We start from the raw sequence: 11,378 nt of genomic DNA, 5'->3' as shown, positions 1-11,378 counted from the left end.
GTTGCACGAAGTGCTGGCCAGCAACAAGGACGCCAAGCAGTTCAGCCAGTTGAAACATGGGCAACTGTTGCAGTTCGAGTTCACCCCTGCAGGTCAGCTCAAACAGCTGCACAGCAAGATCAGCGACCTGGAGACCATCAGCCTGGTCAAGGTCGACAAGGGCTACACGTTCAACCACGAAATTACCAAGCCGAATGTCCGGACGGCCTACGCCCGCGGCATCATCAATAGCTCGCTGTCACTGTCGGCCCAGCGCGCCGGCCTGTCCCACAGCATGACCATGGACATGGCCAGCATCTTTGGCTACGACATCGACTTCGCCCAGGATATTCGCCAGGGTGACGAGTTCGACGTGATCTATGAGCAGAAGGTCGCCAATGGCAAAACCGTGGGTGCCGGTAACATTCTGTCGGCTCGCTTTACCAACCGCGGCAAGACCTACAGCGCCATCCGCTATACCAATAAACAGGGCAATACCAATTACTACACGTCCGAAGGCAACAGCATGCGCAAGGCGTTCATCCGCACACCCGTGGATTTCGCCCGCATCAGCTCGTTGTTTTCCATGGGCCGCAAGCATCCGATCCTGAACAAGATTCGCGCTCACCAAGGCGTGGACTACGCTGCTCCACGAGGGACGCCCATCAAGGCCACCGGTGACGGCAAAGTGATTCTTGCCGGCCGCAAAGGCGGTTACGGCAACACGGTCATCCTGCAACACGGCGACACCTACCGCACGCTCTACGGCCACATGCAAGGTTTCGCCAAAGGCGTTCAGACCGGTAGCAGCGTCAAGCAAGGTCAGGTGATCGGCTATATTGGTACAACAGGCCTTTCAACCGGCCCGCATTTGCATTATGAATTCCAGGTCAACGGTGTTCACGTTGATCCACTGGGCCAGAAACTGCCGATGGCTGATCCGATTGCCAAGGCTGAGAAGCAGCATTTCCTACAGCAAAGCCAACCACTCATGGCGCGCATGGACCAGGAAAAGGCAACCATGCTGGCCTCTAGCAAGAGATAATCTATGGCGTTCTATTATATAGGTGTGATGTCCGGAACCAGTCTCGACGGGCTGGATATCGCTCTTATAGAGCAGGACAGCCGACCAACCCTGCTGGCAACCCACTACATTCCGATGCCCGACGATCTACGCGCTGAACTGCTCGGGCTGTGCGCCAGCGGTCCGGATGAATTGGCCAGGGCAGCAATCGCCGAACAGAAGTGGGTGCGCCTCGCCGCTCAAGGCGTTTTAGCGCTACTCGAACAGGAAAACCTGTCTGCCGGCGAGATTCGCGCAATTGGCAGCCATGGCCAGACGGTTCGCCATGAACCCGGCCGCGGCTTCACCATCCAGATCGGTAACCCTTCCCTGCTGGCCGAATTGACCGAGATCACGGTTGTCAGTGATTTCCGCCGCCGCGATATTGCCGCTGGCGGCCAAGGCGCGCCGTTAGTCCCCGCGTTTCATGAAGCACTGTTCGATAAGCCGCTTGGCTCGGCACAGGACCACCGTGCCGTGCTCAACATTGGCGGTTTCAGCAACCTGAGCCTGATCGACCCAGACCGACCAGTATCCGGCTTCGACTGTGGCCCAGGCAATGTGCTGCTAGACGCCTGGATTCAGGCACAACGCGGCGAGAACTATGACCGCGACGGTGCGTGGGGGGCCAGCGGAAAGGTTGAACCGACACTTCTGAAATCACTGCTCAGCGATCCATATTTCCTGACCCAGGGACCAAAAAGTACCGGGCGCGAAGTATTCAATCTGGGCTGGCTTCAGCATCACCTGTTCCAGTTGCCGACGTTTCCCCCGGAAAACATCCAGGCCACATTGGTAGAGCTGACCGCGCTGACCATCACGCAGTCGCTGCAAAAGGCCCAGCCGATAACCGATGAGTTGCTAATCTGCGGTGGCGGCGCACATAACGTGGCGCTGATGGCGAGACTGGCCGACCTGCTGCCGGCGACCAAGGTCAGCAGCACGGCGCTCTACAATGTAGATCCGGATTGGGTTGAGGCCATGGCGTTTGCCTGGCTGGCGCATTGCTGCCTCGAAGGCGTACCCGCCAACCGCCCAAGCGTGACCGGCGCCCGGGGCCTGCGTGTTCTGGGCGCGATCTATCCCGCCTGACGCACGCACCCCCCGGAAAGCAAAACGCCGCGCATAAGCGCGGCGTTTGTTTATACGGTATAGCGTAATCAGATCGAGAACGACGAGCCACAGCCACAGGTCGTGGATGCATTCGGGTTCTTGATCACAAAGCGGGATCCTTCCAGCCCTTCCTGATAGTCCACCTCTGCGCCTGCCAGGTACTGGAAGCTCATCGGGTCGACAACCAGGCTAACGCCATCACGCTCGACGATGGTGTCGTCATCAGCCACGTCTTCATCAAAAGTGAAGCCGTACTGGAAGCCTGAACAGCCACCACCGGTCACGAAAACGCGCAGCTTCAGGCGATCATTGCCCTCTTCATCGACCAGGGTCTTCACCTTGTGCGCTGCACCGTGGGTAAATTCCAAAACCGTAGGAGTGAAGGTTTCGACGCTCATGCTCAATATCTCCCGGCGCTATGCCGTCATAATGCGTAATGACGGGCATTATCCGCTTGCCCCAGTAAACTGGTCAACTATTAGAGGAGCAGCGGCAAGCTATAAGCTTCAAGCGGCAAGCTGGGCGCGACTACTTGCAGCTCGAGGCTTGAAGCTTGGCGCTGCTCTTAAGGCAACATCCCCGCATGGGACAGACCCAGGCGCTCATCCAGGCCAAACAGGATGTTCATGTTCTGCACCGCTTGACCCGAGGCGCCCTTCACCAGGTTGTCGATAACCGACAACACCACCACCAGATCGCCGCCCTGTGGACGGTGCACAGCAATGCGGCACACGTTGGCGCCCCGCACGCTACGGGTTTCCGGATGGCTGCCGGCTGGCATCACATCAACAAACGGTTCGTTGGCGTAACGCTTTTCAAACAAGGCTTGCAGGTCCACCGACTTGTCGACGACGGTCGCGTACAACGTAGCGTGAATGCCACGAATCATCGGTGTCAGGTGCGGCACGAAGGTCAGTCCGACATCGCCACCCGCTGCACGACGCAGGCCCTGGCTGATTTCCGGCAGATGACGATGGCCTTTAACCGCATAAGCCTTGAAGCTCTCGCTGGCCTCGGAGTACAGCGAACCAACGCTCGCGCCGCGGCCCGCGCCACTTACCCCGGATTTGCAGTCAGCAATCAGGCGCGAGTTATCGGCCAGGCCAGCCTCAAGCAAAGGCAGGAAGCCCAACTGCGTCGCCGTTGGATAGCAGCCCGGCACGGCGATCAATCGTGCTTGCTTGATCAGTTCGCGATTGACTTCCGGCAGACCATAAACCGCTTCCTCCAGCAGTTCCGGCGCGCCGTGAGGCTGACCGTACCACTTGGCCCACTCCTCGGCGTCCTGCAAACGGAAGTCGGCCGACAGGTCAATGACCTTGGTCCCGGCCTTCAGCAAATCACCCGCCAGTGCGTGAGCCACGCCGTGCGGGGTAGCGAAATACACAACGTCACAGGCACCCAGGGTAGCAATGTCCGGTACGCTGAACTTCAAGCCGTCGTAGTGGCCTCGCAGGTTCGGATACAGATCGGCTACAGCAAGCCCTGCCTCAGAGCGCGAAGTGATCACCACCACCTCGGCTTGTGGATGCTGCGCCAACAGACGCAGTAGCTCGACCCCGGTGTAACCCGTGCCGCCGACGATACCGACCTTGACCATAACTCTGCCCCTTCAACGAACCGACTGGAAAGCCGTCGATAATATGGGCGTAACGCCTGTGCGACAACCGCGAACGTGACGTACGGCGCCGCATCACACTACTATTTGGCCACCGTGAACCTGGGAATAACCAAAAATGCTTTATCTGTGGCTCAAAGCTTTCCACATCGTGTCGATCGTCTGCTGGTTTGCCGGTCTGTTTTACCTGCCGCGACTGTTCGTTTATCACTCAATGAGCGAAGACGCCGTCAGCCGGGAACGTTTCTGCGTCATGGAGCGCAAGCTCTATCGCGGCATCATGGGCCCTGCCATGATTGCTACGCTGGTGTTCGGGATCTGGTTGATCAGCCTCAACCCCAGCGGCTATTTCAGTCAGGGCTGGATGCATGCCAAGCTGACCTTGGTGGTGGTGTTGATTGGCTATCATCATGTCTGCGGCGCGCAGGTCAAACGCTTCGCCCGTGGCGAAAATGGCCGCAGTCATGTGTTCTATCGCTGGTTCAATGAAGTCCCTGTTCTGATATTGCTCGCTATCGTCATTCTCGTTGTGGTCCGACCCTTCTAATAAGTAATTGAATTTGGGGTATTGCGATGTCTCTGCCAGCTCTGCTTGAAAACCGTCTGCGTTTGCCTGTAGTCGCGGCGCCGATGTTTCTGATTTCCAATCCGCAATCGGTGCTGGCCTGCTGCCGTAACGGCATAGTCGGAAGCTTTCCGGCGTTGAATCAACGAGAAAGCAGTGGCTTCAAAGCCTGGCTGGAGGAAATCGAAGCCGGGCTGGCAGAAATGACCAACCCCGCGCCCTACGCCGTCAACCTGATAGTGCACAACAGCAACCCGCGCCTGCAGGCTGACCTGGATATCTGTATCGAGCACAAAGTGCCAATCGTGATTACCAGCCTGGGCGCGGTCAAAGAACTGGTGGATGCCGTGCATAGCTATGGCGGGCTGGTGTTCCATGACGTCACCACTCGCCGCCATGCAGAAAAAGCGGCGCAAGCCGGTGTCGATGGATTGATCGCCGTCGCGGCCGGTGCCGGTGGGCACGCCGGGACCTGGAGTCCGTTTTCTCTGATCGCCGAGATCCGTCAGTTCTTCGATAAAACATTGCTGCTGGCCGGTTGTCTGAACCACGGTCACGAGATTCTTGCCGCCCAGTTGCTGGGCGCGGACCTGGCCTACTTTGGTACGCGCTTTATCGCTACCCGAGAAAGCCATGCGCCTGACGCTTATAAAGAGATGCTGATGACCGCCAAAGCGGCCGACATCGTGCACACGGCCGCAGTTTCCGGCGTGCCGGCAAGCTTTATGCGGCAGAGTCTAGAGAACGCAGGCTTTGACTTGGCCGCTTTACAAGGCAAAGGAGAGATCAATTTTGGCGCTAAACTCAAGCCCATCAGTGATGAAGCCAAAGCCTGGAAAACGGTGTGGTCTGCCGGACAAGGCGTCGGTGAGATCGACGATCTGCCCGGCACCGATGAGCTGATTGAGCGTCTGGATGCCGAATACCGCCAGGCACAAAAGCGCATGAGCGAGCTGGCAGGCGTTTGGCCGCGCTAAAGGTTTGTGACCTGTCTCGCCGGCAGGTCATCGATTAAATTGGAACACCACCTCCGCGCCACCGAGACAAGGAAGCCAGATATGGCAGACACCCACTTCAAGATTATTTTCGAAGGGACGTTACGCAACGGCGTCGACCTTGAGACGGCCAAGCTGAATCTGGCTGCCTTGTTCAAAAGTGATACTGCGGTGGTGGAACGACTGTTCGGTGGCAAAGCTGTGATCCTCAAGCGCGGTCTGTCGCAAGAGAAAGCCAATCAGTATTTGAGCGCGCTGAATGATGCCGGGGTAGAGGCACGGATCGAGCCCGAGCCGGCGCCCGTCGTGCTTCAGGCAGAGGTTCGCGAACCTGATATTTACCGGGCGCCTTTGGAACAAAACGCACAGGACTCATCGCCTTACACTCCCCCTCGTGCCCCTGTCGGCGCCATGCTATCGGAGTACGCGGAACTCAAGGTGTTCAGCCTTCAGGGCCGAATCGGCCGGGTCCGTTATCTGGCCTGGAGCCTGGTGCTGATGGTCGCGCTCTTGGTTGTGACGTGCATGTGCGCGGCCATGCTGACTAATACGCTGGTCGGTGGTGGACTGTTTATTACCATCGTAGCGGTTGGTTTTCTCATCGTCAGCGTGCAGATCGGGGCACAGCGACTACACGACGCAGGCTGGTCCGCCTGGCTCTTGCTGATCAATCTCATCCCCTTCGTGGGAATGTTTTTTCCGCTGCTGATGATGATTATTCCGGGTAACACCGGGGCCAATCAGTACGGCGCACCGGAGCCGCCCGTGGGCAGAGGGGTTAAAGTCCTCGCCAGCATGTGGGTGCTGTTTATTGCGATGACCTCGACAGGGCTATACATAGGTGGAGTTAACATGTTCGAAGAAGAAGTGCAGACCAGCGCTACCCAATTCGAGAACACCCTGCCGCAAGATGACGATAATGATGGCGACAGCACACAGCCTGCCGATACCACACCTTCTGTAACCGAAAAAGATCAATAACGCACCCATTGGCGTCCGACGTGAATTGTCGCGGACGCTGAGTGTGTTGCCTGGAGAATTGCATGCCCCCTTACGCCTTGATCACTGGTGCTTCCAGCGGTATCGGACTGGCCATGGCCGAAGCTTTGGCGCGCCGTGGTCGCAGCCTGATTTTGGTTGCCCGCCAGCGCGATGTACTGGAAGGCATCGCGATCGAACTGACCCAGCGCTTTGGCGTGGAGGTCCTGTTTCGCGCCTGTGACCTGGGTGAACCACTGCGCCTCTCTGGCTTTTTGCTTGAACTGGAAGAAAGCGAACGCAAGATCGATTTGTTGGTGAATTGCGCTGGCGTTGGCACTTGCGGCCCTTTCATGGCTCAGGACTGGGGCGCCGAACAAGACCTGATCGAGCTGAACATCCTGGCCCTCACCCGTTTGTGTCATGCGATAGGCAACGCGATGGCGGTCCAGGGCGGCGGGCAGATCCTCAACGTCGCGTCAGTCGCCGCCTTCCAGCCTGGGCCATGGATGAGCACTTACTTCGCGAGCAAGGCCTATGTACTGCATTTCTCCGAAGGGTTGCGCGAAGAGCTGAAGAAAACCGGGGTGAAAATCTCGGTGCTGTGCCCCGGCATCACCCGCACCGCGTTTTTTCGCAACGCGCATCTGGTCGAAGACAGGTTGTCCACCAGCAAACTGATGATGAGCCCGGAAGAGGTAGCGCTGTATGCCGTTCGTGCGCTGGCAAAAAACCGTGCGGTGATCATTCCAGGCTGGCGTAACAAGCTGATGACCTGTTTCCCACGCCTTGGCCCGCGCTGGCTTACGCGGAAAATCGTCGGTTCGATGAACAAGGGTGTCTGCCCGCGCTAAACAACTGGGCGTCACGCCGCCCCCTCAGTACACTCAGGCTCTCAACAAAACGGAGAAATAGCTGTGGAGACTCTGTTCACCAAGATTATCAACCGAGAGATACCGGCGAAGATCATCTATGAAGATGATCAGGTGCTGGCCTTTCACGACATCGCCCCACAAGCGCCGGTGCATTTTCTGGTCATCCCGAAAAAAGCCATCCGCACCCTGAACGACGCGACTGAAGAAGATAAAGGCCTGTTGGGCCATATTGTGTTCACCGCGCAACGTTTGGCCAAGGAATTGGGTTGCGAAGAAGGCTTCCGGGTGGTCATGAACACTAACCCGCTGGGCGGGCAGACCGTCTATCACATTCATATGCATGTGCTGGGTCAGCGTCAGATGCACTGGCCGCCGGGCTGATACAGGGTTGCAATAGCTTACGCCCACCGGGACAGAGCACTCGGTGGGTTGATCCTGCTCAAGCCGCGCCCGTTCGATTCGGGTAAACTGGCCGCCGTGGACTTATCCGGAGGTGCCCATGGCTACCGAACGTCACTACTCCCCAGTTGACCGTCTTTTATTGCAGGCTGATGCTGCGATGCGCACGTTGCTGCCTTTCAGTGGGCAGCCGTATCGTCCATCCCCTGCCATTGTTCAGCCCGACGTCCAGATGAACGAGGCCGACACCCGGCATGTAGCAGGCCTGATGCGCATCAATCATACCGGCGAAGTCTGCGCGCAGGCGCTGTACCAGGGCCAGGCATTGACTGCGAAACTTCCAAAAGTGCGCGCAGCCATGGAGCACGCGGCCGAAGAAGAAGTCGACCATCTGGTCTGGTGCGAACAGCGCATCCGCCAGCTGGGAAGCCACACCAGTGTTCTCAATCCGCTTTTTTATGGCATGTCCTTTGGGATCGGCGCTGTTGCGGGCCTGATCAGCGATAAAGTCAGCCTGGGTTTCGTCGCGGCGACCGAGGATCAGGTGTGCAAACACTTGAATGAACATCTGCAGCAATTGCCTGTCGAGGACGAGAAGTCCCGGGCGATTCTTGAGCAGATGCGTACCGATGAAGAACTGCATGCCGAAAGCGCATTGGAAGCTGGCGGTTTCCGCTTTCCGCGGCCGATCAAATTCGGCATGAGCGTGCTGGCCAAGGTCATGACCAAAAGCACTTATCGTATTTAACGCAAGCCTCTGCAGGAGCGAACTTGTTCGCGAGTTGGTATTCCTGACATACCGCGTCAAGCCTCTCGCCAACAAGTTGGCTCCTACAATGTCTAGTCCTGAAATAGGTTTACACCTGTTTCACTTCAAAAACGCCCGATGCACCGCATCGGGCGTTTTGTATTTCAAGGCTAGGTGGGGCCGCTTCTCGTTGTAGATCCTTACAGACTCTCCAACTATGTGGGTCGCATCAGCCAAGTCCTTGGGGCGGTGCAGCAAGAATTCTGTTTTCAAAATGCCGTTCACACGCTCTGCGAGCGCGTTCTGATAGCAGTCATAGCCATCGGTCATCGAACACCTGACGCCATGCTTGGCGTGCAGCCTTTGGTAAAGATCAGAGCAATACTGGGCACCTCTATCCGAGTGATGAACCAGTAGCTGATCGGTTTTCCTTTGTCGCAGCGCTTTACTCATTGCCTGGATGACTGATGCCGTGTGCAGGCTTTCATGCACGTGATAGCCGACAATCTTGCGAGAGTAAGCGTCCGTCACCAAGCTCAGATAAACGACACTTTGCTGCGTAGGCAAGTAGGTGATATCTGCGACCCAAACCTGCTCGGGACCTGTAGCCACAGCCTGATTAGGGCCAGGTTTGAGCAGGTTGGGGTGTCGGCGAAAGCGATGATGGCTGTCAGTTGTCTTGTGATAGGCACGCTTGCGCTGAACCAGCTGACGGCGGTCACGCAAGATATCAAACAGCCGGTCTCGACCGACCTTCAGGGCCTCGTCGGGCTCTGAGTGCATCAGACTATGCAGCTTGCGAGTACCTAACCGAGGCAACTGAAGGCGCGTCTCAAGAACGAAGCCCATTACGGTTTGGGCGCTCTTCGCGCGCGCGTCAAACGCTCGGTTACGTTTGTAATATGCCTGTCGGGAAATGCCCATGAACTGGCAAGCCCTGGAAATGCTCAGGTCTTTGATTTGCCCTTGGGTGAGGACTTGCCGGATCGCTTTTTTACGACGCAAACACCGTAGTCGTTTTTCAGAACGTTCACGACAGCTTCAAAGAACTGCGCTTTCTGGTTGCTTAGCGCCAACTGTTCTTCAAGCTCTTTGATCCGTTGCTCGGGCGTCAACGGGAGGTTTGGTTCGGTCATGGACCTGCTCCTCGGCTCTCGAATTGATGCGCCTAGGCTCCAGTCCTGCCGACCGTGCTTGCGTAACCAGACCAGCACCGTGGACCGGCCTTGGATGCCATAGCGCCGTTGGGCTTCTTTATAACCCAACTCGCCTTTTTCGACTTGGTCTACGACCGATAATTTAAAGGCTAGCGTGTAGTCACGCTGGCTCCGCCTTTTGCCTGATTCCATTACATCCTCCTGAAGATAGGTCAGAAGGTGTAAACCTTATTCAGGACGAGACACAAGCCATAAAAAAGGCGCCTTGATAGGCGCCTTTTTTTGTTGCGTGAAGTCTTACACCGGCATGTTGCGGCCGTAGAAGATTTCCAGCATTTCGTGTTTCACGCGCGCAGTCACGTGGTCACGCTGCTCGACCGACAAGTTGCTGGTGGCATCGCCGAACAGGTAGTTGTCCAGTTCGAAATCCTTGAGCAACATCTTGGTGTGGAACAGGTGCTCTTGATACACGTTGACGTCAGTCATTTGGTAACCCGACTGCGTGTCTTCGGAGAGGTAATTCTGAATCGAGTTGATCTCGTGATCGATAAAGTGCTTCCTGCCTTCAACGTCACGGGTGAAACCACGTACCCGATAATCGACGGTCACGATGTCCGAATCGAACTGATGGATCAGGTAGTTGAGTGCCTTGAGCGGTGAAATCACCCCGCAAGTTGACACGTCGATGTCCACACGGAACGTCGCGATACCGTCAACCGGATGGATTTCCGGATAGGTGTGCACCGTGATGTGGCTCTTGTCGAGGTGGGCCAGAATGGTTTCTGGCAGCGGACCCGGCGACTCTTCGATCTGGCTGTCGGTAGGTGTCACCGGCTGCTCGGAGATCAGAATGGTCACGCTGGCGCCCTGCGGGTCGTAGTCCTGACGGGCGATGTTCAGGATGTTGGCGCCAATGATATCGACGACATCGGTGAGGATCTGCGTCAGGCGTTCGGCGTCGTACTCGCGATTGATGTACTCGACGTAAGCCTGCTGATCTTGCGGGGTTTCCGCATAGCAGATGTCATAGATGTTGAAGCTCAAGGTCTTTGTCAGGTTATTGAACCCGTGGAGCTTGAGTTTGCTTTTCACCGTTAAAAACTCTCTTTATATATGCGACCCAGGTCGCGTGATCAAGCATGCCCGTCAGATAAGAAACGCTCACCTGCGTAGGACGGTTAACACCTCTTCGCGTTGGCGATTTTGGTTGTCTGTTCGGGCGCAGACATAGCCCTTCCGGCTTGGATCGCACCCTGAAAAAGGGGCGCATTATGCAGATGTAAGCAACGGTCTGCCAGAGTGTGCGCCGCTTTTATGAATGTTGGGTGTCGAATCAGCCCAATTCAATGATTTCGTAGTCGTGGGTGATCTCTACGCCAGCGTTGCCGAGCATGATCGACGCCGAGCAATACTTCTCGGCGGACAACTCGATGGCACGCTTGACCTGGGTTTCTTTCAGGCCACGACCCTTGACCACAAAGTGTAGATGGATCTTGGTGAACACCTTTGGGTCTTCGTTCGCGCGCTCGGCTTCAAGAAATGCTTCGCAGCTTTCGATAGGCTGACGGGCCTTCTTCAGAATGCTGACCACGTCGAAGTTGCTGCAGCCACCCAGGCCGATCAACACCATCTCCATCGGGCGCACGCCCAGATTGCGACCACCGCTTTCGGGTGGGCCATCCATGACCACCACATGACCGCTACCGGATTCACCGAGGAACATGGCTTCGCCAGCCCATTGGATGCGTGCCTTCATCGCCAAGACTCCACTACTAAAAAAGGGTCGCCAGCTTAGCACAAGGCCAAGCCTTCACCGGATGTTGGGCTAAATGCCTATTCGGAATAAGCACGTAGGAAATTTCCCAAAAATTGGTAAATTCTCCTGATA

At 56.6% G+C, this 11,378-nt stretch carries 13 protein-coding genes (1 of these 13 running past the window's edge); 8 read left to right on the top strand and 5 right to left on the bottom strand.

The window, feature by feature from the left end:
* Both ACF0H7_RS01655 and ACF0H7_RS01650 read left to right on the top strand, forming a co-directional pair.
* Positions 1–1,024, top strand: partial view of a peptidoglycan DD-metalloendopeptidase family protein gene (locus ACF0H7_RS01655; RefSeq protein ID WP_397451111.1) — the 3' portion only. The gene continues 398 nt to the left of window position 1, outside the view; only the last 1,024 of its 1,422 coding nucleotides appear in the window; its start codon lies beyond the left edge, outside the window; it ends in the stop codon at positions 1,022–1,024.
* Positions 1,025–1,027: 3 nt separating this feature from the next.
* On the top strand, positions 1,028–2,134 hold the full coding sequence (locus tag ACF0H7_RS01650) for an anhydro-N-acetylmuramic acid kinase (protein WP_397451110.1): 1,107 nt from the start codon (positions 1,028–1,030) through the stop codon (positions 2,132–2,134).
* Positions 2,135–2,202: 68 nt separating this feature from the next.
* Here the strand turns inward: ACF0H7_RS01650 and erpA are convergent, their stop codons facing one another.
* Complete coding sequence (gene erpA, locus ACF0H7_RS01645; RefSeq protein WP_397451109.1) at positions 2,203–2,553, bottom strand: iron-sulfur cluster insertion protein ErpA; 351 nt, start codon at positions 2,551–2,553, stop codon at positions 2,203–2,205.
* A gap of 167 nt (positions 2,554–2,720) precedes the next feature.
* Positions 2,721–3,755: an N-acetyl-gamma-glutamyl-phosphate reductase gene (argC, locus tag ACF0H7_RS01640; RefSeq protein WP_397451108.1), complete on the bottom strand. Its 1,035-nt coding sequence runs from the start codon at positions 3,753–3,755 to the stop codon at positions 2,721–2,723.
* A gap of 136 nt (positions 3,756–3,891) precedes the next feature.
* Between argC and hemJ the strand changes: the two genes are divergently transcribed.
* The 6 genes from hemJ to coq7 all read left to right on the top strand — a co-directional run bounded on the left by hemJ (position 3,892) and on the right by coq7 (position 8,333).
* Complete coding sequence (gene hemJ / locus ACF0H7_RS01635; RefSeq protein ID WP_397451107.1) at positions 3,892–4,320, top strand: protoporphyrinogen oxidase HemJ; 429 nt, start codon at positions 3,892–3,894, stop codon at positions 4,318–4,320.
* Between the two features lie 26 nt (positions 4,321–4,346).
* Positions 4,347–5,315, top strand: a complete 969-nt coding sequence (locus ACF0H7_RS01630) for an NAD(P)H-dependent flavin oxidoreductase (protein WP_397451106.1) — start codon at positions 4,347–4,349, stop codon at positions 5,313–5,315.
* An 81-nt stretch (positions 5,316–5,396) separates the two neighbouring features.
* Positions 5,397–6,314 (top strand): DUF805 domain-containing protein, encoded by a 918-nt coding sequence (locus ACF0H7_RS01625; RefSeq protein WP_397451105.1) that lies wholly within the window; start codon positions 5,397–5,399, stop codon positions 6,312–6,314.
* 62 nt (positions 6,315–6,376) lie between these two features.
* Entirely contained in the window at positions 6,377–7,165 is a 789-nt protein-coding gene (locus tag ACF0H7_RS01620) for an SDR family NAD(P)-dependent oxidoreductase (RefSeq protein ID WP_397451104.1), read from the top strand.
* 63 nt (positions 7,166–7,228) lie between these two features.
* Entirely contained in the window at positions 7,229–7,567 is a 339-nt protein-coding gene (locus tag ACF0H7_RS01615) for a histidine triad nucleotide-binding protein (RefSeq protein WP_397451103.1), read from the top strand.
* A gap of 118 nt (positions 7,568–7,685) precedes the next feature.
* A complete protein-coding gene (gene coq7, locus ACF0H7_RS01610; protein ID WP_397451102.1) occupies positions 7,686–8,333 on the top strand; it encodes a 2-polyprenyl-3-methyl-6-methoxy-1,4-benzoquinone monooxygenase in 648 nt (215 codons plus the stop codon).
* Positions 8,334–8,453: 120 nt separating this feature from the next.
* Here coq7 and ACF0H7_RS01605 read toward each other — a convergent pair.
* The 3 genes from ACF0H7_RS01605 to ACF0H7_RS01595 all read right to left on the bottom strand — a co-directional run bounded on the left by ACF0H7_RS01605 (position 8,454) and on the right by ACF0H7_RS01595 (position 11,246).
* Positions 8,454–9,682, bottom strand: a protein-coding gene (locus ACF0H7_RS01605) for an IS3 family transposase (RefSeq protein WP_397451101.1) whose coding sequence is annotated in 2 segments (ribosomal slippage) — positions 8,454–9,331 and positions 9,331–9,682 — 1,230 coding nt in all. Because the reading frame shifts where the segments join, the coding sequence is not laid out codon by codon here.
* A 105-nt stretch (positions 9,683–9,787) separates the two neighbouring features.
* Positions 9,788–10,582, bottom strand: a complete 795-nt coding sequence (gene speD / locus ACF0H7_RS01600) for an adenosylmethionine decarboxylase (RefSeq protein WP_397451100.1) — start codon at positions 10,580–10,582, stop codon at positions 9,788–9,790.
* A gap of 241 nt (positions 10,583–10,823) precedes the next feature.
* Complete coding sequence (locus tag ACF0H7_RS01595; protein WP_397451099.1) at positions 10,824–11,246, bottom strand: OsmC family protein; 423 nt, start codon at positions 11,244–11,246, stop codon at positions 10,824–10,826.
* Between the last annotated feature and the right edge of the window lie 132 nt (positions 11,247–11,378).

It is taken from the genome of Pseudomonas sp. NA-150, from assembly GCF_044336365.1.
In the GTDB taxonomy this organism is placed as follows: Bacteria; Pseudomonadota; Gammaproteobacteria; order Pseudomonadales; family Pseudomonadaceae; genus Aquipseudomonas.
This window is presented reverse-complemented; position numbering and strand designations above follow the sequence as displayed.